The sequence below is a fragment of the Neptunicoccus sediminis genome, from assembly GCF_001719615.1.
GTDB classification, from domain to species: Bacteria; Pseudomonadota; Alphaproteobacteria; order Rhodobacterales; family Rhodobacteraceae; genus Amylibacter; species Amylibacter sediminis.
The window spans coordinates 16,074-41,816 of record NZ_MDVX01000009.1 but is presented as its reverse complement, the minus strand read 5'-3'; the positions used below and the strand labels follow the sequence as shown (position 1 = coordinate 41,816).

Here is a 25,743-nt window from a genome sequence, read left to right as displayed (position 1 = left end):
GCTTGCGGTCGCAAAATGACAGAGTGTGTACAGCGCCGGATTTGGCGGTTGGGAAATGGATTAGCTATGATCGAGATTGTTTTGTTGTCCCTGGTGGGGCTGGGTGCCGTGATCTGGGGGATTGATGAAATCCGTGATGACGATGACGATAATACCTCTGGCCGGGATGAACCGACCGTCGAAGAGCCGACGCTTTACATGGGGGACGACGACGACAACACATTTGACGGCACAGACGCGGATGAACTGGCGATCCTGAACGGCGGTGATGACACTGCTGACATGAAGGGCGGCAATGACGAAGTGCGCGGCGGCACCGGCAACGATCTGATCACGGGCGGTGACGGCGACGATTCGATCGACGGCGGTTGGGGGCAGGATGTGCTCTACGGTAATGACGGGGATGATACGCTGCGCATGGGCGAATACCGAGATATTGCCTACGGCGGGGCGGGGGATGATCTGATGACCGGCGGGCAAGGGGCTGATCTGGCCTATGGCGGTGACGGCGCGGATGATATTTCCGGCGGCACAGAGAATGACACGCTGTTTGGCGGCGAACACGGCGATCTGATCAGCGGCGGCGCGGATGATGATGTGATTTCCGGTGATAACGGCTGGGACGAACTTTATGGCGGGGCTGGCGATGATCTGATTAACGGCAATGCAGGCAACGACACGCTGTTTGGCGGCTTTGGCGAAGATGAACTGCGCGGCGGCATCGGGGACGATGATCTGCTGGGCGGTGCCGGTGCAGACTTCATGCTCGGCGCGGATGGTGACGATGTGCTGTACGGCGAAGGCGGCGCGGATGAGGTTTATGGTGGGGCCGGAAACGACCTGATTACGGGTGCAAGGTTTGATCTGGCCGCTGCGGAATCCGGCGTGAGGGGCTTTGATTTGGTGCTGAACGATGGCGCTGGTGATGATCTATTTGGTGGTGACGGCGATGATCTGATGATCCTGCAGGACGGTGATAGCGGCACGGGCGGTGAAGGCCGCGACAGTTTTGCCATTGATGTACGTGCCGAGATAGAAACCGCTGCCATAATCAAGGATTTCGTCGCGGATGAGGATTCGATCTTCATCGACTATGATGCGGACGCAGGCGTGCCGCTGGTAGAGGTCGAAGACCTTGAGGACGGTTCCGGCGCAACTGTTCTTGTGAATGGTGCGGCTGTCGTTGTTGTAAACGGTGGTGCAGGGCTGACGGCGGATCAACTGACGCTGGTGCCTGTCTGAACACAGATTTGATCCGGCAGGCGGGCGTGTTTTGCTGGCCTGCCGGACACTCCGTTACGTCTTGTCCCGATGGATATAAAGCGACAGGGACATCAGGGTCACGAACCCGAAAATGGCCATGCCCGCACTCGACAGGGACAGGCCGACAATATCGGCCAGCGCCCCGAGCACAAACGCCCCGAGCGCGGTAGAACCAAGCCCCACAACCACCCAGATAGACATCACACGTCCGCGCATATCATCCGGCAGGTCCGCTTGTATCAGCGATTGCATCGTGACGCCGAAATAGGTGCCGCTCGCCCCGAGCACGGCAGCGCAGGCCAGTGCCACCATCCAGCTTTGGGTGTTGCCGATCAGTCCGATCGCCACCAGTCCCGCAACCGCAACCCCGAGGTTGAACGGCGACAGCGCATCGGTATTAGCGGGGCGTGTGCTGTGGTGCAGGGTCTTGTAAACCGCCGAGCAGAGCGCGCCGCCCCCCACCGCCGAGCCAAGCTGCCCCAGCCCGACCGCGCCACGGCCAAAGGCCCCGTCAGCCACAATGGGCAACACCTCCAGCACGCCGCGCAGGGCGATGGAAAAGACGGTCGTGGACAACAGGATCACCACGATCACCCGCCGCTGCCGGATATAGCGCAGTCCGGTGGCCATCGCGGTGGTAAACCGTTCTGCGCCGCTCTTTTCCAGCGCACGGGGATGCAGGCGGAAGAGAACTGCAAGATTGGGGAAGAACATGGCAACCGTAATAATCAGCGCGGTTGTGATCCCTACCACATCAATCAGGATGCCACCGACTGCGGGGCTGATCAATCGTGCGAGGTTGAAGTTCAGCGCCGAGAGCGCCACCACAGAAGACACATGTTTCTGCTCTACCAGACGCGGGCCAAGGGACAGTCGCACCGGATGGTGCGCCGCTGTCACCGTCCCGATGGCAAGCGATACAAGAACCAGACTGATCTGCGAAATCATCCCGCCCGCCTGAAGGGTTAACAGGCCCCCGATGCACAGGATCATGGCGATATTGGTGCAATAGGCCGCCTTGCGCACATCTGCGCGGTCCACCATGACGCCAAAAAACGGCCCGCCGACCAATGTCGGCAATAGCGAACAGGCCGCCACGATCCCGACAAACTGGGCGCTATGGGTGATGTCCCACGCCAGCCATCCCAGAATAATACGCGCAATCCACATGGCATTCACATTTGCCACGGCACCAATGAAATAAAGACGAAATTCGGGGGAACGCAAAGCTATAAGATTCATACATTCCGGTTTAGGCCAAGGCGCAATGAAGGTGAAGCGGATTTCCTGTGCCCCCGTGTTTCGCGCTTTGGGGCTGGGCGCGGTCCGGTTCGACCACAAATACCCTGCCAAAAGGCTTGCAAAACCGGAAATTTCAAGGCAAAGGAAATAGTCTGAAAGCCGCTGTAGCTCAGCTGGTAGAGCAATCGCTTCGTAAGCGATGGGTCGGGGGTTCAAGTCCCTTCAGCGGCACCAAAATTCCGTATAGATATCTGTTTTCGCAAGTTATTCAGAGGCGCGTAGTCCAGCACCCCTGACTGTGTATCAATGCCACCTGACATCCGATTAGTAGGCGCGGCGGCCTTTGATGTTCAGGATTCTGAACCCGCCATAATCCGATTTCTTCACGCCCGTGGTCAGTTGCACACCTTTGATCGGAAAGTTGGAAATCCTGCGCGGCTCGGGTGGTTTGACCCCGCTGCGGGTGGCGCAATAGTCGTAGAGTTTTGCGTAGTCGGGGTCGCTGCGAACCGTGGCAAATTTTTCGCGGTGATAGGCCACAGCCTGATCGGTCAGTGCCCGCAGACGACCGCCGGAGAGGTTGTTCAGACGCTTCATTTCGCGGATCAGACGGGGGCGGTTTGCGCGGATGCTATGGTCGGCTTCGTGGTTTTTATTGCGACGCGCCCAATAGGTCTCCCCGATGTCGCGATTTGCCTGATGGGCGCTGCCTTTGGCGGATTTCAACACAAAGCTTTGCGGGTCTTTCACGATATAATGGTTCACCTGCGCAAGGCTGCGCAGCCCGGGATCTGTGGACTGGAAGTTGCGGATCTCAAAGGCGTCATCGCCCAATCCGGACCCGTTCACCGTGATCATGTCTTCCTCAAGCAAGAAATTGCTCGGCTTGTGAACACCGGGCCGTAAGAAGGCGTCCCGCTTGAACAGGGTTTTGTAGGGCTGGACGTGTTTTGTAATAAAATTGTCTTTTTCGGCGAGAGAGTAGCGATCCGTGACAAGGCCGCTTTGGATCGTGTCGATACCGGAGCTGCCAAACAGCTTCCAGTTGATCAACATGCGGTGAAATTTCGGAGCGGCGGAGAGCAGCGCGGGCAGGGTGCCATCGCCGGTTTTGATCACCAGAAATTCGTCCAGGTCCAGCGCCATTACCCAATCGGCGGACTGGTATTCGGCATGGCGGACACTGCGGTTGTAGGCGGCGATCTGGTGGCCGCCCCGCTTGGCCGCATTGTAGCGGTATCGCACGGCACCAATTTCGTCGAGGCAGGTCAGGATCTTGCCGGTGAAATCTTCGGAATCATTTTGAAAAATGATGATATTGTCAAAGCCGATGGACCGGTGATAGGCGACCCACTCCAGCAGATAGGGGCCTTCGTTTTTGGCGGTCGCTACCAGTGTGAAACGCGCCGGCGGCGCCGGCGTTCTGCGCAGGCGCATGAATTTGCGATCAATAAGAGTCACGGTACTGCTCCGTCTCGTTTTTTGACCAAGGAATACCACAGAGGCGGCAAGGGAAAGAGATTTGCTGCATCGGCGTGCGTCAAAAGCACAGCGCTGTTGCAACTTCGCCCCAGTGGGTTCAGCGGGCGCGGAGCCGCTGGATCAGTGATTTCCGGCGTTAGGGCGGCGGTGCTGCGGACGGGTGGGGCGGGTCGTATCTGGCGGTATCACCCTGCAAATATGAAGCGTCATGCAAGACGCGTCATATATGAAGCTTCTTATATGAAGCTTCATATATGCAGTATGTTAATACGTTTAACCTATGTAAAACAATTACTTGATGTCTTGTCAAAATATCCCGGCGCCCTGAACTACCCGCGTGGCTTTACCCGACGGGTCGGTTCCGCCTGTGTCGGGTCTTCCGGCCAGGGATGCCGCGGATACCGCCCGCGCATGTCTTTGCGCACATCCGCGTAAGAGCTTTTCCAAAACCCCGGCAGATCGGCTGTTGTCTGAACAGCACGCCGCGCCGGTGAGAGCAGTTCGATCAGCAGCGGAATGTGCTCAGGGCCTGCCGTGGGGTGAGTCGTCATTCCGAACAGCTCTTGCAGGCGCACAGAGACCTTCGGTTGCGCAGCACTGTAATCAATTGGCAGCTTGGTGCCTGTGGGGGCCGTAATGCTCGCCGGAGCAAGCTGATCGAGCATCTGCAACGCGTCCCAGTCCAACTGCGTGCGCAAGATCATATGCAGGTCCAGCCCGCGCAGCCCTTCGGGGGTGCGTATCCCGCCCAGATGGGGTTCAAGCCAGTCATGCAACCGCGCAAGCAATCCTTCATCCGACAGGTCCGGCATTTCATGGCCCTGATCGCGCAACCATTGTGCGCGGGCGCGAAACAGGGTTGCGGGCTGGCTCCACGGCAAGCAGCCGAGCCCGAGATCCGCAACCCCGTCACACATGGCCGCGCAGGACGCATCCGCAGGGCAATCCTTCCAGTTCTGATCCTCCAGCACCAGCGCACCGAAACACAGGTGTTTCCGCGCCAGCACACGGCGCTCCCGCTTGGACCACTCACACACATGCCGCGTTTCAAACTGGTCGCCATAAACCGCCGCCAGTTCCCCCTGACTAAGCGGCAGGGCCATACGCACACGGGCCTCGCGCCCGTCTCCGTCCAGCGACGGAATCACTGCAAGGCGGGTGGCTCCGGTCGGGTCGTCTTCGTTAAATACAGCGCCCTTGCCACCGGACAGCACGAAACGCGGCGCATCCCCCTTGCGGCGCAGACCGATCCGGTCGGGATAGGCCAGCGCCAGTGTTTCGGTCGCAGACAGCGTGGCGGTTCCTTGGCGCAGGCGTTTGGCCTCGGCCTTGATCGTTTTTACGGCAGCTGCATTGGCCTGAAACGGATGGGTGTCGGCAAACCGGCGCGGATCGCGGATGGCCTCCAGGCGCAAGGCAACATCGCTTGGTGCGCTGCGGGGCAGGGGGTCTCGGTTCTCCAGAAGCGCGGCCAGAGGCGCCGCATCCGGCCCGCCCTGTTCTAGCATATGAGCCAGACGCACGTGCAGCGGATGGCGCAACAGGGCACGGCCGTGATCCGTGATCCGGTTTGCCGGATCGAGCGCACCGAGCCCGCGCAGCAATTCTTGCGACCGTTCGACATCGCTGCTGCGGGGCTGGTCCAGAAATGGCAGATCCGCAGGGGTGCTGGTGCCCCATGCCGCCAGTTCCAGCACCAGATTGGTAATATCGGCGGACAGGATTTCAGGCAGCGGGAAAGGTGCAAACCCGCCTTCTTCGCCTTTGGTCCAAAGCTTGTAACAGATGCCTGCCGCCACCCGACCGGCTCGCCCCTGCCGCTGGATGGCTTCAGCCTTGGTCACACGCTCTGTCACCAGACGCGACATGCCGGAGCCCGCGTCAAACCGCGCACGCCGCGCCCGTCCGCCGTCCACCACGACCGAGACATCCTGAATGGTCAGCGAGGTTTCCGCGATAGAGGTCGCCAGCACGATCTTGCGCCCCTCCTGATCGGGCAGCACGGCGCGGCGCTGTTCGGTAAAAGGCAGCGCACCATACAGGGGGCGTAGGTTGCTTCCTGCCGGAAGCGCACCTTGAAGCAGGCCTTGCACGCGGCGGATTTCCCCTTCACCGGGCAGGAAGGCCAGAATGCCCCCCGTTGTCTCGCTGGCGGCCTGCCGGATCAGATCTGCGGCCGCTTCCTCAAAGCGGGGGCCGCGCCGGTTGGGACGGTTCCACGGCTCGGCCAGATGGCGGAGTTCCACCGGATAGCTCCGCCCCGCCGAGGTCACAAGCGGTGCATCCCCCATCAGCGTCGCAACCGGCGTCGCGTCCAGCGTGGCGGACATGGCGATCAGCACCAGATCAGAGCGCAGTGCCTCACGGATTTCTAGCGCAAAGGCCAATCCGGTATCCGCTTGCAGACTGCGTTCGTGAAATTCGTCAAAAATAATGCAGCCGACCCCTGCCAGTTCGGGGTCATTCTGAATCACCCGCATCAGGATGCCCTCGGTGATCACCTCGATTCGCGTATGCGCCCCGACCTTGCTGTCGCCCCGCATCCGGTAGCCAACCGTTCGGCCCACATCCTCGCCCAGTGTTTGCGCCATACGTTCGGCCGCGGCGCGGGCGGCCAGACGGCGGGGCTCCAGCATCAGGATGCGCCCCTCTATCACGCCGCGTTCGAGCAGAAACAACGGCACCCGTGTGGTTTTACCCGCGCCGGGGGGCGCCTGTAGCACGGCCATCCCGCGTGTTTCCAGCGCCTCTGCCAGCTCCGGCAGGGCGTCTTCAATCGGCAGGCGGGTCATGTCCGTTTACTTTCGGGCAGCCTCGGCCGGACCGAATGTAGTGTCGGTTTTGAAAAAGGAGAGGGTGTAAAGGTCAGCATTGTCCTTGGTGTATACAAGTGTGAACGGAAAGTTCACCTGTTCTTGCATATCTTCCGGCGAAAAACCTGCAACGCGGGTGTATTGGCCTGCGCAAATAGCCTCTGCGCCGTTATGGGCGGGGGGATCAACTTGCAGACGGGACAGCCTGCGCCCGTCAAACAGGTCCAGTGTCCGGTCACACAGATCAGCACCGCGCTGGTCCCGCAGCAACATATGGGCAGCGGTCAGCGGATCAATTGTGCCGGATTGCTTGGCCGGATCAATGTCATAGGGCCGTGCCGCGCGTTCCGGTGCGTAGCGCAGCACCTGCGGGTGGTTGTCCTGAAAGGTAAGCTGCACATCTGTCTGCGTTGATTCAGAACGACTCTGCCCGCTGTAATTCTGCGGGACATAAACACCGGCCGAGACCGCGCCATCCACGCGCCCGTCAAACCCCACATCGTGAAAGCGCCGCATAATGCTGGTGGGGGTCAGCGTACCGTGCAGGGCATAGGGACCATCCTGCCCCTGTGCCGGTTCGTTTCCGGTTATCCGGATCGTCCCCGCCTTCAATCCGGCCACATAAAACCCGAACGTCTGATCAATATCCCCCCCGTAGGCTAATCCGGTGCTGTTCAGCAGGGCGAGGGTCGAAAGGAGCAGACGCATGAAGAGTTCCCGTTTTTTGTGGTGGCTGGCTTTCCCACTGGTTTAAGATTGACTAAGACTTGGGGAAACTGGGGGCAGCGCGATGGGCAGGATTCTGCCAGACCTCGCGGATTGCCGAAAAGATGGAGTGTTTTCAACGTGATGGAAGTTGATGCCGCAATGGTGGAGTCGATCCTTGCAGGGGATCGGCGGATTTTGGCCCGCGCGATCACCCTTGTAGAGAGCACACGGGCGGATCACCGCGCACAGGCGGTTACGCTGATTGACAGGTTGACACAGAAAGGGCGCTCTGCCTTGCGGATCGGTCTGTCCGGCACGCCCGGTGTGGGTAAATCCACCTTCACCGAGAGCTTTGGTATGATGCTGGTAGAGCAGGGGCTGAAGGTAGCGGTGCTGGCGGTTGATCCGTCCTCCAAACGCTCTGGCGGGTCGATTCTGGGGGATAAGACCCGCATGGACAATCTGTCCCGCCATCCCAATGCTTTCATCAGACCATCCCCGTCCAGTGCGGCGCTGGGCGGTGTGGCGCGGCGCACCCGCGAGGCAATCACCCTGTGCGAAGCCGCCGGATTTGACGTGGTGCTGGTGGAAACCGTGGGCGTTGGCCAGTCCGAAGTGATGGTCGCGGATATGACCGATCTGTTCCTGTTGCTGCTCGCCCCTGCGGGCGGGGATGAACTGCAAGGGGTAAAGCGGGGCATTATGGAAATTGCCGACCTTATTCTGGTGAACAAAGCGGACGGCGATTTGAAACCCACCGCCGTGCGCACTTGTGCGGATTACGCCGGTGCCCTGCGTCTGCTGCGCAAACGCCCGCAAGACCCCAAAGGCTTTCCCAAGGCGATGACGGTGTCCGCGCTGGAAGAAGAAGGTCTGGAACAGGTCTGGAGCGAGATCCGGACGCTGACCGACTGGCGCAAGGAAGACGGCGCATTTGACGCGAATCGCGCACGTCAGGCAGAGATCTGGTTTCAGGATGAGATTCGCAGGGGTATTCTGGCGCAGCTCGATCAGGACGAAGCCTTGCAAAAACGACAGACAGAACTGCGCGAAAAGGTCACGAACGGCCATCTGAGCCCCGATGCGGCCGCCGCAGAGGTCCTTTTGGCATTAAAATCCGTAAATCAGGACGGATAAAGGTTGTATTTCGGGCGCAAAAGCCCCAAACGAACCCAACTGCTGTTTGATCGCGTGCTGCCCTTGACGGGGCGGATAATCGCGCCTAAAGAAGCGGCTCGAATTTCAAATGTCAGCGCAGGCCACTCCGGGCGCGCGACAAGAGAGTAAGGATATACGCGATGTCTCGTCGTTGTGAGTTTACAAGCAAAGGCCCAATGTCTGGCAACAATGTCAGCCACGCCAAAAACAGAACCCGTCGCCGGTTTTTGCCAAACCTGAACGATGTGACGCTGACCAGCGAAACATTGGGCCGGTCTTTCAAATTCCGCATCTCTGCGGCTGCTCTGCGCACGGTTGATCACCGTGGTGGTCTGGATGCGTTCATGGCCAAAGCCAAAGACGTTGAACTTTCGGACGCTGCGCTGAAGGTCAAAAAAGAAATCGCCAAGGCAACTGCTGCCGCTTAAGGGCATCTGCCTGCGCGATTGAAGATCAGACGGTTCCGATGCATCGGGGCCGTTTTTTTGCGTTTGTGTGGTGCCGGATGGCAGGCCATTGCACAAATTGCGGCGACGCAAGCTGCAAGGATGGTTGGTGGGACACGCGTGTCGGGACAGGCTTGACGAGACAGGACCGTCAGCGATGCAAGGAGTGGCGTTAACCAGCTTTGGGGGAAAGACCCTCTCCGGTGGCGTCCCGCCAGTGGCGGCGGCACAGAGAGACATAGGTCTCATTCCCGCCGATCTGCACCTGCGCGCCCTTTGTTATGACATTGCCATCGCCATCCTGCCGCACAACCATCGTCGCTTTCCGGCCGCAAAAGCAGATGGTGCGCACTTCGCGCATTTCATCGGCCATCGCCAGCAGCGCCGCCGAGCCGGGGAACAGTTTGCCCAGAAAATCCACCCGCAAGCCGTAGCACATGACCGGGATGTTCAGATCATCCACCGCACGGGCCAGTTGCCAGACCTGTTCGTAAGAGAGGAATTGCGACTCGTCGATGAAGACGCAAGCAAGCGTGGTGCTTTTCATCCGCCGCTCGATCATCGCAAACAAATCGCTTTCGCTGTCAAATCCGTCAGCTCTAGCGGAAATCCCGATCCGCGAGCCGATCTCTCCGACACCGCTACGATCATCAAAGCGGGCGGTCAGAAGATAGGTCTCCATCCCCCGTTCGCGGTAATTATGCGATGCCTGCAAGAGCGCCGTTGATTTACCGGCGTTCATGGTCGAATAGTGGAAATAGAGTTTTGCCATGGCCGGACTTTTACCCGCAGGGAGGGGCGGTTCAAGAGATTCGTTTCACCGGATTTTCCGGCGTCCGGCGCGATGCCGGCTTCTAAAAAAAATGCAATTCAATAAAATTTTTAATTCTTTGTTTCCAAGGCGGAAGTTGAACTGTGTCCATACTGTGGCCAATGGCCCCTTAAGGTAGTAATTCCGTGCCACACTGTTGCCACAGTCCTTTCGCGGGGCCGACAGTTTACGGGCGATGAGGGGGCGTTTGAAACGCCGGCTTTGAACGGCTGCGGACAGAGGAAACAGCGGGCTGACTGTTGAGTAACGGTGCTCGTCCCGTGAAGCTGAAATCAATTATTTATCTTGATAAAGAAATAGATTTTCCAATAATTCATGTTAGTTATCAATTGCTTATGTGTTTTTCACATCCTATACTTTTGAGAGTATTGACACATGGCGGGCAGGGTCGGTCGAAGGGTCCTGCAAGCACAGGTCGAGGCGCGAATGACGGCATGTTTGGGGGGCAGTTAACCATAGACAATCGGGGCGTGTGTTAACCATACTGCTTAACAACCTGAAAAATGCGCTATCTTGGGTTGCATAATTCCCATATTAATTATTGATTTTTGAAGACACTCGGTCTAAACTTGTCGTTATACACCGCCAAGTGAACTCAATCACAACGGCGCTCCGTCGGCAGCGACCCTCGGCTAATCTTTAACATTATGTGTGACCCCCACAGGGGAGTCCCAGTTTTAGGAGCCGAATATGCCTCATCCAGTAGATGTTCACGTTGGTACAAAAATCCGTCTGACACGGGCGTCCCGTGGTATCAGCCAGCAAAAGCTAAGCGAAATGCTGGGCATCAGCTTTCAGCAGCTTCAGAAATACGAGCGCGGCATCAACCGCATCAGTGCCAGCCGCCTGTGGGAAGTGTCTCAAGCGCTGGGTGTGCAGATTTCCTACTTCTTTGACGGCGCGGACGGTGGCGAAGGGCATGAGATCGAGGAGATTTCTACACGGACCATCGAACTGGCCACGCAGATCAACCAGATCCCGAACGAGGCTGTGAAGAACCAGATTGTCGGCTTGATCAAAGCCTGCACCTGATCCTGGTGCGGGCGGTAATCCACGCCGCCCGATTTCTGGAAAAGTTCCGGTTTGTAACGAGTATTCGAGTAAGAAACCCCGGCTGCCCGCAAAGTCAGCCGGGGTTTCTATGTCCGCAGCGGCCGCGTAGGTCGGGTCTGTCAGGACTCCTTCAGTTTTTTGATCACAGCACCGGCAAATGTGGTCACGCCGTTTTTCTTGGCGATCTTTTTGTGGTGCGCATGAAGCGTTTTAGGCGACAGTCCAAGGGCGAGCGCCATTTCGTTTTTGCTCAGCTCGGGGTGGTCGATCTGCATTTGCAGGATTTTCGTCTGCATATCCGACAGGGTCGGATTTTCCCGCGGCACATGGTTCAATAGGGGGTGTCCGGGGTGCAACTGACGGGTCAGCTTGTCAGCGGCGAAATATAACATGCCACCGAAGCGTTCAAATTCCGCCTCTACACTATGGGCATTGGTCAGAATGACCGAGGACCGCAGATGGTTTTGCCCTGTCAGCAGGACCACCCCGTCCTTCATCCCGAACTGCTGGAACAACCGTTCCACCCGTAGCGCGTTTTCTGTATCCGCACCGGGCTGGTTGCGTGCCTGACCAAAGGTATAGCTGCGTGACCAGGTGTGAATGGCTTTGGCAATCGGGCAGTGCTGGTCAAGCTGGGCGCCGTAGTAATGCTCCAGAAACCCTTCAGCGATTCGGCCTTCCCAGTTTTCGATATAGTCGGGCGACCAGCGCTGGAAAACCAGACCGTTAAACCCAAGGCTGAGGATTATGTCCCGAGTTGTCTCGGGACTATCCGACTGCCATAGTCGCTCCATCAAGAGGGCGAAACTTACTGTCACGTATTTTTCCTTGTCTCATCAAAGACTTCGGGAACCGCCATGATCGCCTGACGCAGTGTCAGTTCCTCCTGCGGTTTGTCCCGCTGGATGGTCAGACGGATAGGGCGGTAGGTGTGCCCGCGAAATTCCAACGGCTCTTCTCCGGTTTCCTTGCCACCGTAAATCTGCCAAAACCGCATGAGTTTCGGGTTTTCAACGATGCCGATCACGTTCTTCAGCCCCATAATATCAGTATAATGGCGCGCGCTGTTCATCAAGGCTCTAAAAATCCACGGGTTGCGTTCCCGTGCGTCCTTAAGAATGGCCATACGCTCCCAGATGATTGTGCCGCCTTCGCTGCCTGATACAATCCTCAGACGCATGGTGCCAACGGCTTTGCCCTTCCAATAGGCCAGCAGATGGGCGGCGCAGAAATCATTGCCGTCGAATTCCACGTCTTCGGATTCTTCTCCTTCAATCACAAAGACTTGTCTGCGGATGTCGTGGGCTATTTGCATTTCTGACAGATCTTTGATCATCGAAACACTGGTTTCCGGGGTTTGCATGATACTCTCCTACGTTGAGCGGTTCTATATCTGCAAAGCTACCTGCAAATTATGAAATGTGCGCGTTTTTTGTTCAAAATGTGGCAGAATTATAGCGGGCAAATCCGTCGCCCGATGTCGGGCTGCCCAAAAAAATACGCCCCGCGAAGGTTTCGCGAGGCGTGATAGCTTAGACTTTACAGGTGCTTAGTAATTCTGGAGCGGGGAGACTTCCAGATCACCTTCGCGGATATTACGGATGGCGCGGGCTGCGGCATAACTGGCGGCTGCGGTCGTGTTATACACAATTTTGCCATAAAGCGCCTCGGATCGAATCGCGCGGCTGTCCTGAATGGAGTCAGCACCTTCGGTTGTATTGAAAACAAGATTTATATCGCCATTGCGTAGACGATCTACCACGTTCGGGCGGCCTTCATACACTTTGTTGACCACCTCGGCTTCGATTCCGGCCTCTTTCAAGAAAGCGGCTGTGCCCCGTGTTGCCACGATGTTGAACCCGGCTTCTTTCAGGATTTGCGCCGCTTCTATCATCTGCGGGGTTTTGTCGTCATCCTTGATCGAAATAAACACGGTCCCGTCAGAGGGCAGGGTGTGACCCGCGCCCATTTGCGCCTTGAGAAAGGCACGGTCAAAGGACTTGTCCAGCCCCATCACCTCGCCCGTAGAGCGCATTTCAGGGCCAAGCAGCGTATCGACACCGGGGAAGCGTGCAAAGGGCAGCACCGCCTCTTTCACGGCGAAATGCTTGGTTTGCGGGTCTTTCAATTCAAACCCACCCAGTTTTTCACCGGCCATAATGCGGGCGGCAATGGCTGCGATGGGGGAGTTCACCGCCTTGGCCACGAAAGGCACGGTCCGCGACGCACGGGGGTTCACCTCGAGAATGAAAATCTCGCCGTTTTTGATCGCGAACTGCACGTTCATCAGACCCACAACATTCAGCGCCAGCGCCATTGCGGTAGACTGGCGTTTCAACTCGTCGATGATGTCCTGACCGAGAGAGTAGGGCGGCAGCGAACAGGCGCTGTCACCGGAGTGAACGCCCGCTTCCTCGATGTGCTGCATGATGCCGGCCACATGCACGGTTTCCCCGTCACACAGCGCATCCACGTCCACCTCAACCGCGCCGGACAGGTAGCTGTCGAGCAGCACAGGGCTGTCGCCGGAGACTTCAACCGCTTCGTTGATGTAGCGTTCCAGGTGGGCCGTATCGCGCACGATTTCCATGCCGCGTCCGCCCAGAACATAGGACGGCCGGATCACCAGCGGGAAGCCAACGTCCTTGGCGATTTCAAAGGCTTGTTCCGCAGTGCTGGCAATCCCGTTGTGGGGTTGCTTCAGCTTGAGGTTCTCCAGCAGTTGCTGAAAGCGTTCGCGGTCTTCGGCCAGATCAATCGCATCCGGTGTGGTGCCGAGAATCGGGATGCCCTCTTCTTCCAGCGCATTGGCCAGCTTCAGCGGCGTCTGGCCGCCAAACTGCACAATCACACCGTGCAGGCTGCCTTTTTCCTGTTCGACCCGCAGGATTTCCAGAACATGTTCCAGTGTCAGCGGTTCAAAATACAGACGGTCCGAAGTGTCATAGTCGGTGGAAACCGTTTCGGGGTTACAGTTGACCATGATGGTTTCATAGCCCGCATCCGTCAGCGCATAACAGGCGTGACAGCAGCAGTAATCAAACTCGATCCCCTGACCGATCCGGTTCGGGCCACCACCCAGAATGACCACCTTTTTGCGGTCGGTGGGGCGGGCTTCGCATTCCACCTCGCCCATCGCATCCATTTCGTAGGTGGAGTACATATACGGGGTTTGTGCCTCAAATTCGGCGGCACAGGTGTCAATGCGTTTGAACACGGCTGTCACCCCAAGTTTGGTGCGGGCGATCCGCACGTCCCGTTCGCTTTGGCCGGTCAGTTTGGCCAGACGCGCATCGGTGAATCCAAAGGATTTCAGGCGGCGCAGGCCTTTGGCCGTATCCGGCAGACCGTTGAGGATCAGGTCGTGTTCAATGGCGATGATTTCGCGGATACGTTGCAGGAACCACGGATCAAAGCTGGTGATTTCGTTGATTTCATCGTCCGAGAAACCATAGCGCATGGCCTGTGCGATGGTGCGCATCCGGTCAGGCGTCTGCAGGGCCAGCGCGCGGGTTACGGATTTGTCGATAGCAGTCTGGTCGTCCGCATTGGCCCCGCGCAGGATGAACGGCAGGCTTTGATCGGGATCGTCTTCGCGCACGCAACTGCTCAGCGGTGGACAGCCATCAATCGCCAGATCGTCAAATCCGGTCAGGCTGGTTTCCATAGAAGTCAGCGCCTTTTGCATACTCTCGTGGATGGAGCGGCCAATGGACATGACCTCGCCCACCGATTTCATGGCGGTGGTCAGCGTGGCTTCGGCACCGGGGAATTTCTCAAAGGCGAAGCGTGGAATTTTGGTAACGACATAGTCGATGGACGGCTCGAAAGAGGCCGGCGTGACTTTGGTGATGTCGTTGTCGAGTTCGTCGAGCGTGTAACCGACGGCCAGTTTCGCCGCGACCTTTGCAATAGGAAAGCCTGTCGCCTTGGAAGCCAGCGCCGAGGAACGGGACACGCGCGGGTTCATTTCGATAACAACCATACGGCCATCCGCAGGGTTTACGGACCATTGCACGTTCGACCCGCCGGTTTCCACGCCAATTTCCCGCAGCACGTTGATGCTGTGGGTCCGCATCATCTGGTATTCTTTGTCGGTCAGGGTCAGGGCAGGGGCAACAGTGATGGAATCCCCTGTGTGCACGCCCATCGGGTCAACGTTTTCAATGGCACACACGATAATGGCGTTATCCGCTTTGTCGCGGACCACTTCCATTTCGTATTCCTTCCACCCCAGCAGGCTTTCGTCGATCAGGATCTGGCTGGTCGGAGAGGCATCGAGACCGCTGGCGCAGATTTCCTCATAGTCCTTGCGGTTATAGGCGATACCACCACCAGTGCCGCCCATAGTAAAGGCAGGGCGGATGATCGCGGGCAGGCCGACTTCGTCAATTGCCGCCATCGCTTCTTCCATGCTTTCAGCGATTGTGGCGCGGGGGTTTTCGATACCCAGACGGTCCATAGCCTCGCGGAAGAGTTTGCGGTCTTCGGCCATTTCGATGGCTTTGCGGTCTGCGCCGATCAGTTCGATCCCGAATTTCTCAAGCGTGCCGTCCTCATCCAGCGAAAGCGCCGTGTTCAGACCTGTCTGGCCACCCATAGTCGGCAGCAGCACCAGTTTCTCATTCGGGCGGGCTTTGGTCTCGCGTTCGATAATTTTGGCAACAACCTCTGGCGTGATCGGCTCGATATAGGTGGCATCCGCCATATTCGGGTCGGTCATGATGGTTGCAGGGTTGGAGTTCACGAGCACAACGCGGTAGCCTTCCTCGCGCAGCGCCTTACAGGCTTGTGCGCCGGAATAGTCGAACTCGCAGGCTTGACCAATGATAATAGGCCCGGCTCCGATGATCATTACGGTGTCGATATCGGTTCTTTTTGGCATGGACGGCCCCAAGGCTTGGCCCGCCCGTCATCACGGCGCAGAAATGCGCGGCGGATTCGGGGGGCGATTGCAAATTGTCGTGGTTATAGTCCACAAGACAGACGGTTCAAGGGGAATTGGTTGTGGATTCCCTGCTAATTTGGCAAGAAGCCGCATAAGCAAAAGGCAGGGTAAAATGGCAGAGATTATCATGGTGCGTCACGGACAGGCGCAGACCGGGGCAAAAGACGAAGCAAGCTATGACAACCTGTCGGATCTGGGCCACCAGCAAGCCCGCTGGCTGGGGGAGTATCTGGGCGCGGATCATGCCTTTGACCGCGTTGTCACCGGCACCATGCGCCGCCAGATACAAACCGGCCGGTCAATGTATCTGGGCGGGGTGGGCTATGACACCGACGCGCGGCTGAACGAGATGGACTATTTCGGGCTTGCCGGTGTGCTTGAGACCTCTCACGGATTGGCCACGCCGACCAGCCAGCTGGAATTCCAGACCCATGTGGCCGAAGTGCTCGGGGCGTGGTCCCGCGCCGAGGTGGGGGATGATCTGGAAAGCTACAGGGATTTTCGGGGCCGGATACTCGGGGCGGTTCGCGATATTGCCGCTGCGGAGGATCGGGTGATCGTGGTGAGTTCGACCGGCGTGATTGCAACCCTGATGGCGGTGGCACTGGATCTGGACATCCGGCGCAAATCCGAAGTCTTTCTGCGCATCGCCCATACCTCTGTTCACAAGTTCGAGATCGTCGGGGAAGATCTGCACTTGCTGCAATTCTGTGCGACCCCCCATCTCGACCTGCCTGAGCGGGTTCATGCTCGTACTTTGATTTAAGTCTGGTCCGAACGTCTCAGGATGGTACACAACGCGGGCTTTTATCGTAGCTTTGAGGGGAAATGATGGACAAGGTTTCCAGAAGGGCAGCGCTTGGTCTGATCGCATTCGGTCTGGCAGGCTGTGGCGGCGGGCGTGATGCGGGTGTGACCCGTGCGCAGGTGTCAAAGGCCTATGCGGCACCGCTTTATCCGAACGAAACACCGGCCCTTCGGGCGCTGATTGTAAAATGGGCCCGACATTATGATGTGCCGGTTGCTCTGGTACAGCGCCAGATTGTGCGGGAAAGCACCCACCGCCCCTATGCCCGTAACGGTCCTTATTACGGGCTGATGCAGATCCTGCCCCAGACCGCCCGTACCATGGGGTTTCGCGGCCAGCCGTCGGATCTGCTGGATGCAGATACCAACCTGAAATACGCGGTGAAATACCTGCGGGGGGCTTGGCTGCTGTCTGATGGCGATCATGGCACGGCTGTGAAATGGTACTCGCGCGGTTATTATTACGAAGCCAAACGGCGCGGGATGTTGAAAGAGACCGGATTGGTGTCCTGACAGGTCGTTTGTTCCTGTTCCCAAAGCCCGCACCTTGGGCTATGGCAAAGGAATGACTGACGCGCCTTATATACTCGTGGATTTCGGCCCTGATAACAGGGCGCAGGCCTTTGCACGGCCGCTTGACCTGATTGTGGCCCGTGACCCGCAGGAGGTTCCCGCCGCCTTTGCAGCGCTTCAGGCCGCCAAGGATGCCGGACACTGGCTGGCAGGATTCGCCAGCTACGAGCTTGGCTATGTGCTGGAACCCAAACTGGCCGAACGCCTGCCGCAGGACCGCCGTGCGCCCTTGTTGTGTTTCGGGGTGTTTGACGGGCCGGATGAGGCCGCAACCGCGGTTGTGCTGGAAAAATCCAGCAAGGACGAACCCCGTGCGCGACTGTCTGCGCCCGAACCGCTCTGGGACGGGGCGACCTATGGGCAGGCGTTTGATCAGGTGGCGGAATACATCCGCTCGGGCGATTTTTACCAGACCAATCTGACCTTTCCGATGCGGGCCAAATGGTCTGGCACGCCGGAAGGGTTATACGGTGCGCTGGCGCGGGTACAGCCGGTGAATTACGGCGGGATTGTCAATCTCGGGGTCGGGGATGCGATCGTCTCGCGCTCTCCCGAATTGTTCTTCCGTGTGGATGATACGGGCCGGATTTCCACCCGCCCGATGAAAGGCACGGTGCCGCGCGGCAAGACAGAGGCCGAAGACGCGGAGCTGAAAGCGTTTCTTGCCAATGACGCGAAGAACCGTGCGGAAAATCTGATGATTGTTGATCTTTTGCGCAATGACATCAGCCGCGTGGCCCAACTCGGCACGGTAAAGGTGCCAGAGCTGTTCACCGTCGAAAGCTATGCCACCGTGCACCAGATGACATCACTTGTCACCGCGCAGATGCGGCAGGATGTGGACCTGTTCACCCTGTTTTCCGCCCTGTTTCCCTGCGGTTCCATTACCGGAGCCCCGAAGATCCGCGCGATGGAAGTGATCCGCGATCTGGAACAGGGACCGCGCGATATTTATTGCGGCTCTATCGGCTGGATTGCACCGGATGGTGCGGCGGCCTTTAACGTGGCCATCCGCACCCTGTCGCTGGCCGAAGACGGCACAGCACGCCTGAATGTAGGGGGCGGCGTGGTCTACGACAGCACCGCACCGTCAGAATATGAGGAGGCCCTATGGAAGGCACGTTACGCGACCTTGCTCCCGCCGGTTTGGTAGTCATCGAAACGCTGGGATATTCGCCCAAGGACGGGTTTGCACGGCTTGGCCTGCATATGGACCGCGTTGAGTCCACCTGTGCGCGGCTGGGGATTCCCTTTGATCGGGGGGAGGCGCTGCACAGTCTTGGAAGTTCTGTTGATATGCTGCCGGCCCGTGTGCGCCTTACGCTTGATCTTAACGGGCGTATCGGGGTCAGCACCAGCGAGATGACAACGCCGCCCCAGATCTGGCGCGTCGGGATCAGCGACACGGTGCTGCGCGCGGATGATCCGTGGTTGCAGGTGAAGACGTCAAACAGGGCGGTCTATGATACCGCACGGGAGACCATGCCCGACACCGTGGACGAGCTGTTATTCCTCAATGAAAACGGCCATTTGTGCGAAGGCACCATTACCAATCTGTTCGTTGAACGGGACGGTGTGCTGCTGACGCCGCCTTTGTCCTGTGGTCTGCTGGCGGGCGTATTGCGGCAGGAGATGCTCGACACAGGGCGTGCGCAAGAGGCGTTCTTGACGGTGCCGGACCTGCAAGGCAATCCGGTTTTCGTCGGAAATTCCCTTCGCGGTCTGATCCCTGCGCAGATGGTCTGAACGGGGCTAGCGCATGTGCGGCTTCGCCTTAAGATGGCTTTTTTGCGCTCGCGCCCGCCACGCGGGGTAATTATCAAAGCCTTCAATCCCGGCACCGGGCGGGATTACAGGAAAGGGCGGAAATTGCAAGGAATCGCGGGGATTTCAGGGCAAAACCCCAAGGTTCCCTTGACAACGAGGCTTTGACGCGGTCAATGCGCAGAGTGATTTAACCCCCTGTACAAAGACGCCTGAAGGATATCCAAATGCACGCCTATCGCAGCCACACCTGTTCCGAACTAAACGCGTCGAACGTGGGTGATACCGTGCGGCTCTCGGGTTGGGTCCACCGCGTCCGCGATCACGGTGGCATCCTGTTTATCGACCTGCGGGATCATTACGGCATCACGCAGGTTCTGGCCGATCCCGACAGCCCTGTGTTCAAAGACGTTGAGAAAGTCCGCTCCGAATGGGTGATCCGTATCGACGGCACTGTCATGGCGCGCGCACCGGAACTGGTGAACCCCAAGCTGCCCACCGGCGAGGTTGAGGTCTTCATCCGCGATATGGAAGTGCTGGGCGAAGCAGCCGAGCTGCCCCTGCCGGTGTTTGGCGATCAGGAATACCCCGAAGAGACCCGCCTGAAGTACCGTTTTATCGACCTGCGTCGCGAAAGCCTGCATGACAACATCATGCTGCGCTCCAAGGTTGTGTCTTCGATCCGGCGTCGCATGGAAGGGCAGGGGTTCAACGAATTCCAGACCCCGATCATCACCGCCAGCAGCCCTGAAGGGGCACGCGACTTTCTGGTGCCAAGCCGTCTGCACCCGGGCAAGTTCTACGCCCTGCCACAGGCGCCCCAGCAGTTCAAACAGCTGATCATGGTGGCGGGATTTGACAAATACTTCCAGATCGCGCCGTGTTTCCGCGATGAAGATCCGCGCGCCGACCGCTCGCCCACCGACTTTTACCAGTTGGATATGGAAATGTCCTTTGTCAGCCAGCAGGATATCTTCGACACCATCGAACCTGTACTGAAGGGTGTGATGGATGAATTCGGCGGCGGGCGTCCGGTCAATCAGGACTGGCCGCAGATCAGCTATAAAGATGCAGCACTGTGGTATGGTTCGGACAAGCCGGACCTGCGCAACCCGATCAAGATGCAGGTGGTGTCCGAGCATTTCGCCGGCTCCGGCTTCAAGATTTTCGCCTCCCTGCTGGAAAACGAGGGCACCGAAGTTCGCGCCATTCCCGCCCCCACAGGTGGCAGCCGCAAGTTCTGTGACCGGATGAACAAATTTGCCCAGCAGGAAGGCCTGCCGGGTATGGGCTATATCTTCTGGCGCGATCAGGGCGAGGGCATGGAAGCTGCCGGCCCGCTGGCCAAGAACATCGGCCCCGAACGCACCGAAGCGATCCGCCAGCAGCTTGGCCTTGGTGTGGGTGATGCGGCCTTTTTCCTCGGCGGCAAGCCAAGTGCCTTTGAAGGTGTGGCAGGGCGTGCGCGGAACGTGATCGGTGAAGAACTGGGCCTGACCGACAAGGACAAGTTCGAGTTCTGCTGGATCGTTGATTTCCCGATGTACGAAAAAGACGAAGAAACCGGCGAGATTGATTTCTCCCACAACCCGTTCTCCATGCCGCAGGGCGGAATGGCGGATTTTGAGAATAAAGACCCGCTCGATATTCTTGGTTATCAGTACGATCTGGCCTGTAACGGCTATGAGCTGATCTCCGGCGCGATCCGGAACCACAAGCCGGAAATCATGTATAAAGCCTTTGAAATTGCAGGCTATCCTGCGGAAGAGGTGGACAAACGTTTCGGCGGTATGGTCAACGCTTTCACCTATGGAGCGCCACCCCACGGGGGCTGTGCCACTGGGATCGACCGTTTGGTGATGCTGCTGGCAGACGAAAGCAATATCCGTCAGGTCATCATGTTCCCGATGAACCAGCGGGCCGAAGACCTGATGCTGGGCGGACCGTCCGAGCCAACCAACGAACAGCTCCGCGAGTTGGGCCTGCGGGTGTTGCCGCAAGAAAGTTGAACCGGCGAAAGTATTAAAAAAGGCGCGTGCGGAGAGATCCGGACGCGCCTTTTTCCGTTTAAGATCAAGGGATCACCCCGTCACGTCAGAACCGATTGGCCGTTTCGGATACAGCCCCTTGGGATGCAGAACCACTTTGGATTTCATCTGCACACGTTGGTAGAGATCGACCATATGGGCGTTTACCAACCGCGCACAGCCGTTTGACACATCCAGCCCGATGGTCTTGGGTTTGTTAGTGCCGTGAATGCGCAGGAAACTGTCCCCGCGGTCGGGGTAAAACAAATAGAGCGCACGGGCGCCAAGTGGGTTGCTCGGTCCGCCCGGCATACCGTCTTCGAACTGCTTGTAGGATTTGGGATCACGCTCGATCATGTCGGGCGTTGGCGTCCAGCTTGGCCATTTCTTCTTGGCCCCCACATAAAAGCTGCCGCTTTCATAAAGGCTGTCGCGACCGACCCCGACATAATAGCGGATCGCTTTATTGTCTTCGAGCATGAGGTAAAGCGAATAATGATCCGGCACCACATGAACTTCACCGGGCGCACCGCCTTTGATGTTCACGACCCGCGGCGCAAGAATCTCCGGAATGGGCGGCTCTTTCGCTATCGTATTGTCATAGGCAAACGCCGGACTTGCGGCATAGGCCCCAACGGCAATTGACCCGGCTATAAATTCGCGTCGTTTCATAGTGTTCCCTTTACTGATAGGAGAAATCTAGCTGTCGTCAGGCATTTGTAAATATTTCAAAGGGGTTTTCCGGCAACTGTGGCTTTTGCTGCGTCGCGAGAAACGGACGGATGAGCCCATGAAATAAGGCTCATAAGTGAAAAAAGTTTGCAATTTAGTTAACGATTTATTATCATGTGAAATATTCGTTACCTTTTTGTTCAATTTAATTTTAATACCCTAAATACCATGCCGTTGAATTAAAAAGGCTAATCGCGTCGATTTGTTGAATACGAATGATGCTGGCGCCTTCATGGAAGGTTTGACGATCATGCAGGATCGAAATGCCTCGGCAGGGTTGAGGCCAATGAATAAATCGCTTCCGGTTCTCTTGTCCCGTGCGCGGGACACGCTGCTTTATTATTGGCGGCCGAAACTGTCAGAAATCGGCTTTACGGAACAGCAATGGCGGGTGATGCGGGTTGTGGCTGAACAGGACCGGATCGACATCACCAGTCTGGCCGAAGCAACAGCAATGCATATGCCAAGCGTAACGCGGATATTACAAGTGCTGGAGGATGGCGGCATGGTGCAACGCTGGCGCGACCCGGACGATTCCCGACGCTCTTGGGTGCGGGCCACAAGAAAATCCCATGATCTGATGGCGCAATGCGTCGAAGCGTCGAACCAGATTTACGGCGAAATCGAAAAACGTTTCAGTGAGGAGAAAATGGAAAAGATGCTGGCGCTGTTGCAGGAGTTTTCCGAACTCCGACCGCGGGACCGATAGGGCGGGGGCTTTCGCGACTGCGCCTGTGTTACCCTGTCGCGCACAGGGGGCTGTGAGTCTGGAATATTGCGGGCGAGATAGGTACCTATTCCTTTGGACGTCATGATTTTTATGTATAATAGGCCGCAATTGGCCGGTTGAGTGCGGCCCTGTTACATAAGGCCCGATCATGCCCAAATCCTCCCGATCCGAACCTGCCTCTCGGGGTGTGCAATCCATTGAAACGGGGGGGCGGATTCTGCGCGAGCTGGCCAATGCGCAAGGCCCGATCAAATTGCGGGATCTTGCAGAGCTGATGAATGTGGCACCGGCGCAGCTTCACCCCTATCTGGTCAGTTTCCGCGCGATGGAGATGGTCGAGCAGACCGCACGCGGCACCTATCAACTCGGCCCGTTTGCGCTGCATATCGGGCTGGCACGGTTGCGCGGGCAAAACGCCTACCGCGACACGATCGCACGGGTCGGTGATCTGGTAGACAGCCTTGGCTTGATGGTGACAGTAGCCGTTTGGGGGGCGCAGGGACCAACGATTACCTATGTTCAGGAATATGCCGCGCGGGTGCATGCAAATGTGCAGGTGGGCGGCGTCTATAATATGACCGTAACAGCCACGGGACGCGCCTTTGGTGCGTTCCTGCCAGACTCCATGACCTCCCCTGTGATCAAGCGGGAAATGGCGGATGAGGATTTCCGCCGTCGTGCCCTGTTTGAGGTGGACGAGGCAGCTTACCAAAGGGCGGTGGCGGATACCCGTGCCGCCGGTTATGCCATTACGCAGGACATGCCGATTCCCGGCGTATCCGCTGTGGCCGCGCCGGTCTTTGATCATACCGGCGCCTTGCAACTCTGTGTTACGGCAATCGGTCCGACAGGCATGATTGATCTTGATCCAAAGGGCGAGACAACGACAAAACTGCTGGCTTTTACCCGCAAGCTCTCGCGGGATTTCGGCCATGGCGCGGCTGGCGCGCTTAAGGACCAAGTCAGTTTGACGCGGCAGGCAAAGCCGGTTTTGCAGCAATAACCCCGGTCACTGCGCAAACCGTCCGACTGTTTTGCGCAGAGCGGTTTGGCCGTGCTAAGGGACCGGAATAACTAAGTTTTCCAAGTGACGCGCCGTCTTCACAGCACCCCGCATAAAACGCTGCGCTATTGTCATGGACAATATATGCCAATTTTGCCAATACAATCGGAGATGGGTAATTCACATGTTCGGGCCAGCGTGTCAGGGCTGTGGAATGTGTAACCACTTCCAAAGGAGATCACTTATGGATCGTCGTTCTTTTATCTCTAAAGCCGGTGTGCTGGGCGTGGGGGCTGCGGCTTCGACTCTGGCGGCACCTGCGGTTGCTCAAGGCAACATCACGTGGCGTATGGTCACGACATGGCCGAAAAACTTTCCTGGTCTGGGCGTGGGCGCGCAGCGTCTGGCGGACCGGATTACCGCAGCTTCCGGTGGGCGTCTGACCGTCAAAGTCTACTCTGCAGGCGAACTGGTTCCACCGCTTCAAAGCCTTGATGCGGTCATCGACGGTGCGGCCGAGATGAGTCACGGTGCAGCCTATTACTGGCAGAACAAATCCCCTGCGCTGTCCTTTTTCACCGGCGTGCCTTACGGCATGACTTCGCGCGAACTGACAGCTTGGGTCCGCTACATGGGCGGTCAGGAAATCTGGGACGAAATCTACGACCAGTTCGGTCTGCAGGGCTTTCTGTCGGGTGACACAGGCACACAGGCAGGTGGCTGGTTCAAGAACGAACTGACCGGCGTTGATTCCGTATCCGGCCTGCGCTTCCGCACACCGGGTCTTGGCGGGCGTGTTTGGGAAAAACTCGGCGCCACTGTGACCAATATGGCGGCGGGTGAAATCTTTCAGGCGCTGCAATCCGGTACGCTGGATGCTGCGGAATTTGTTGGCCCTTACAACGATCTTGCGCTCGGCTTCTATCAGGTCGCCAAAAACTACTACTTCCCGAGCTTCACAGAGCCGGGTCTGGCCACCGAACTGGTTGTGGACAAGAAAAAGTATCAGGCGCTGCCCGAGGATCTGCAAGCCATCGTGCGTGATGTCTGTCAGGCGGAATACGATCAGGTTGCTTCCGACTTCTACGCAAATGATCCCCGCGCATTGCAAACGCTGGTTAATGACCACGGCGTGAACATCCGCCAGTTCCCTGAGGAAATCCTCAAGGCGGGTGCGGATGCTGCGACCGAGATCATGACCGGCCTGCGCGACTCCGACGATGCTCTGGTGAAAAAGACCGCCGAGAGCTTCATTGAATCGCTCAACATCCTGCGTCAGCGGTCCCAGTCCACCGACGGAGCCTATGTGAACGCACGGGAAAAATTCTTCAAAATCTGAGTCCGGATTTGATTGCGCGGCGCATGGGACAGCTTCCAAAGCGCCGCGCAATTCTCCGGTCCCTGTCAACACCCGCTGGTTCACCCCGGCGGGTGTTTTACCTTGAGGGCTCTGCTATAGGATTGTGTCTTCCGGTAAAAAACGCCGTTTTTCTATAAAAACCACTGTTTCACGCGTTCGTGCTCTTGCATCACCTTGCGGCAGCGGGGAAAAGACAGCGAAAGAGGAGGCGTCTCTATGCAATTCTTAGCGTTTTGTGCCAGCATCATTTGCCATATCAACAACGGTTTGGGAAAGATATTTGCCTGGCTGTCCCTTGGCATTGTTCTGGTCTGTTTCACGGTTGTGGTGCAGCGATATGTGTTCGCGACCAGCTTTGTCTGGATGCAGGATCTTTATATCTGGTTGAACGGCGCGATGTTCACGGCTGTGGCCGGATTTGCCTTGCTGCGGAACGATCACGTGCGGGTGGATATTTTTTACCGTCCGGCCAGTGTCCGCACCAAAGCCATCGTGGACCTTTTCGGTGTTGTGCTGTTCCTGCTGCCCTTTACCTGGGTGGTCTATAGCTACAGTATGCCGTTTGTGACGCGGGCCTGGGGCTATCACGAAGCTTCGGCCAATGTGGGCGGGATGCCGGGTCTGTTCATCCTCAAAAGCTTTATCATCGGGTTTGCTGTCCTGCTGGCGCTTCAGGGGCTGGCAATGGCCGTGCGCTCGATCCTTGTACTTGGCGGGCGGCCTGACCTTGTGCCGCCGCAGATCCGCTATGGCGCAGGCACAAAGCCCGCCGCTTCCGAAACCCCAGACGTATAAAAGAGAC

At 57.7% G+C, this 25,743-nt stretch carries 22 protein-coding genes and 1 tRNA gene; 14 read left to right on the top strand and 9 right to left on the bottom strand.

Going from position 1 to position 25,743, the window contains the following annotated elements:
• Nucleotides 1-66 precede the first annotated feature (66 nt).
• Entirely contained in the window at nt 67-1,242 is a 1,176-nt protein-coding gene (locus tag BFV97_RS10535) for a calcium-binding protein (protein ID WP_069300332.1), read from the top strand.
• Nucleotides 1,243-1,296: 54 nt separating this feature from the next.
• On the opposite strand, the gene BFV97_RS10530 is transcribed toward BFV97_RS10535, so the two are convergent.
• Nucleotides 1,297-2,505 carry an MFS transporter gene (locus BFV97_RS10530; RefSeq protein WP_069300331.1) on the bottom strand — a complete coding sequence of 403 codons (1,209 nt, stop codon included), beginning with the start codon at nt 2,503-2,505 and terminating at the stop codon, nt 1,297-1,299.
• Between the two features lie 158 nt (nt 2,506-2,663).
• Between BFV97_RS10530 and BFV97_RS10525 the strand changes: the two genes are divergently transcribed.
• Nucleotides 2,664-2,739: transfer RNA gene (locus tag BFV97_RS10525), tRNA-Thr, on the top strand.
• A 90-nt stretch (nt 2,740-2,829) separates the two neighbouring features.
• On the opposite strand, the gene BFV97_RS10520 is transcribed toward BFV97_RS10525, so the two are convergent.
• The 3 genes from BFV97_RS10520 to BFV97_RS10510 all read right to left on the bottom strand — a co-directional run bounded on the left by BFV97_RS10520 (nt 2,830) and on the right by BFV97_RS10510 (nt 7,508).
• On the bottom strand, nt 2,830-3,966 hold the full coding sequence (locus tag BFV97_RS10520) for a glycosyltransferase family 2 protein (protein WP_069300330.1): 1,137 nt from the start codon (nt 3,964-3,966) through the stop codon (nt 2,830-2,832).
• A 350-nt stretch (nt 3,967-4,316) separates the two neighbouring features.
• Complete coding sequence (gene hrpB / locus BFV97_RS10515) at nt 4,317-6,779, bottom strand: ATP-dependent helicase HrpB (RefSeq protein ID WP_069300329.1); 2,463 nt, start codon at nt 6,777-6,779, stop codon at nt 4,317-4,319.
• A 6-nt stretch (nt 6,780-6,785) separates the two neighbouring features.
• Complete coding sequence (locus BFV97_RS10510; RefSeq protein ID WP_069300328.1) at nt 6,786-7,508, bottom strand: DUF3108 domain-containing protein; 723 nt, start codon at nt 7,506-7,508, stop codon at nt 6,786-6,788.
• Nucleotides 7,509-7,649: 141 nt separating this feature from the next.
• Between BFV97_RS10510 and meaB the strand changes: the two genes are divergently transcribed.
• On the top strand, nt 7,650-8,645 hold the full coding sequence (meaB, locus tag BFV97_RS10505) for a methylmalonyl Co-A mutase-associated GTPase MeaB (RefSeq protein ID WP_069300327.1): 996 nt from the start codon (nt 7,650-7,652) through the stop codon (nt 8,643-8,645).
• A gap of 161 nt (nt 8,646-8,806) precedes the next feature.
• Nucleotides 8,807-9,094: a 50S ribosomal protein L28 gene (rpmB, locus tag BFV97_RS10500; protein WP_069300326.1), complete on the top strand. Its 288-nt coding sequence runs from the start codon at nt 8,807-8,809 to the stop codon at nt 9,092-9,094.
• Nucleotides 9,095-9,284: 190 nt separating this feature from the next.
• Here rpmB and BFV97_RS10495 read toward each other — a convergent pair whose 3' ends face one another.
• Complete coding sequence (locus BFV97_RS10495) at nt 9,285-9,884, bottom strand: thymidine kinase (protein WP_069300325.1); 600 nt, start codon at nt 9,882-9,884, stop codon at nt 9,285-9,287.
• A gap of 750 nt (nt 9,885-10,634) precedes the next feature.
• Between BFV97_RS10495 and BFV97_RS10490 the strand changes: the two genes are divergently transcribed.
• Entirely contained in the window at nt 10,635-10,976 is a 342-nt protein-coding gene (locus tag BFV97_RS10490; protein ID WP_069300324.1) for a helix-turn-helix domain-containing protein, read from the top strand.
• 140 nt (nt 10,977-11,116) lie between these two features.
• On the opposite strand, the gene BFV97_RS10485 is transcribed toward BFV97_RS10490, so the two are convergent.
• The 3 genes from BFV97_RS10485 to carB all read right to left on the bottom strand — a co-directional run bounded on the left by BFV97_RS10485 (nt 11,117) and on the right by carB (nt 15,882).
• On the bottom strand, nt 11,117-11,815 hold the full coding sequence (locus BFV97_RS10485; protein ID WP_157888312.1) for a helix-turn-helix transcriptional regulator: 699 nt from the start codon (nt 11,813-11,815) through the stop codon (nt 11,117-11,119).
• Nucleotides 11,812-12,360, bottom strand: a complete 549-nt coding sequence (locus BFV97_RS10480) for a GNAT family N-acetyltransferase (protein ID WP_069300322.1) — start codon at nt 12,358-12,360, stop codon at nt 11,812-11,814. The genes BFV97_RS10485 and BFV97_RS10480 overlap by 4 nt, the downstream gene beginning before the upstream one ends.
• Before the next feature lie 186 nt (nt 12,361-12,546).
• The gene (carB, locus tag BFV97_RS10475) at nt 12,547-15,882 is read right to left on the bottom strand and encodes a carbamoyl-phosphate synthase large subunit (protein WP_069300321.1); all 3,336 of its coding nucleotides are present in this window, start codon (nt 15,880-15,882) and stop codon (nt 12,547-12,549) included.
• Nucleotides 15,883-16,057: 175 nt separating this feature from the next.
• Here carB and BFV97_RS10470 point away from each other — a divergent pair, with 175 nt between their 5' ends.
• The 5 genes from BFV97_RS10470 (at nt 16,058) to aspS (ending at nt 21,098) form a co-directional block, all read left to right on the top strand.
• A complete protein-coding gene (locus BFV97_RS10470; RefSeq protein WP_069300320.1) occupies nt 16,058-16,711 on the top strand; it encodes a histidine phosphatase family protein in 654 nt (217 codons plus the stop codon).
• A gap of 65 nt (nt 16,712-16,776) precedes the next feature.
• Nucleotides 16,777-17,265 (top strand): lytic transglycosylase domain-containing protein, encoded by a 489-nt coding sequence (locus tag BFV97_RS10465; protein WP_083225598.1) that lies wholly within the window; start codon nt 16,777-16,779, stop codon nt 17,263-17,265.
• Nucleotides 17,266-17,317: 52 nt separating this feature from the next.
• The gene (locus BFV97_RS10460) at nt 17,318-18,478 is read left to right on the top strand and encodes an aminodeoxychorismate synthase component I (RefSeq protein WP_083225597.1); all 1,161 of its coding nucleotides are present in this window, start codon (nt 17,318-17,320) and stop codon (nt 18,476-18,478) included.
• Nucleotides 18,436-19,071: an aminotransferase class IV family protein gene (locus BFV97_RS10455; RefSeq protein WP_069300319.1), complete on the top strand. Its 636-nt coding sequence runs from the start codon at nt 18,436-18,438 to the stop codon at nt 19,069-19,071. Before BFV97_RS10460 ends, BFV97_RS10455 begins: the two co-directional genes overlap by 43 nt.
• A gap of 245 nt (nt 19,072-19,316) precedes the next feature.
• Entirely contained in the window at nt 19,317-21,098 is a 1,782-nt protein-coding gene (gene aspS / locus BFV97_RS10450; protein WP_069300318.1) for an aspartate--tRNA ligase, read from the top strand.
• A 72-nt stretch (nt 21,099-21,170) separates the two neighbouring features.
• Here the strand turns inward: aspS and BFV97_RS10445 are convergent, their stop codons facing one another.
• Entirely contained in the window at nt 21,171-21,788 is a 618-nt protein-coding gene (locus BFV97_RS10445) for a L,D-transpeptidase (RefSeq protein WP_069300317.1), read from the bottom strand.
• Between the two features lie 346 nt (nt 21,789-22,134).
• Here BFV97_RS10445 and hpaR point away from each other — a divergent pair, with 346 nt between their 5' ends.
• The 4 genes from hpaR to BFV97_RS10425 all read left to right on the top strand — a co-directional run bounded on the left by hpaR (nt 22,135) and on the right by BFV97_RS10425 (nt 25,736).
• Entirely contained in the window at nt 22,135-22,557 is a 423-nt protein-coding gene (gene hpaR / locus BFV97_RS10440; RefSeq protein ID WP_069300316.1) for a homoprotocatechuate degradation operon regulator HpaR, read from the top strand.
• 169 nt (nt 22,558-22,726) lie between these two features.
• Nucleotides 22,727-23,581, top strand: a complete 855-nt coding sequence (locus tag BFV97_RS10435; protein WP_069300315.1) for an IclR family transcriptional regulator — start codon at nt 22,727-22,729, stop codon at nt 23,579-23,581.
• 244 nt (nt 23,582-23,825) lie between these two features.
• The gene (locus BFV97_RS10430; protein WP_069300314.1) at nt 23,826-24,920 is read left to right on the top strand and encodes a TRAP transporter substrate-binding protein; all 1,095 of its coding nucleotides are present in this window, start codon (nt 23,826-23,828) and stop codon (nt 24,918-24,920) included.
• A 237-nt stretch (nt 24,921-25,157) separates the two neighbouring features.
• Entirely contained in the window at nt 25,158-25,736 is a 579-nt protein-coding gene (locus tag BFV97_RS10425; protein ID WP_069300313.1) for a TRAP transporter small permease subunit, read from the top strand.
• Nucleotides 25,737-25,743: the final 7 nt, after the last annotated feature.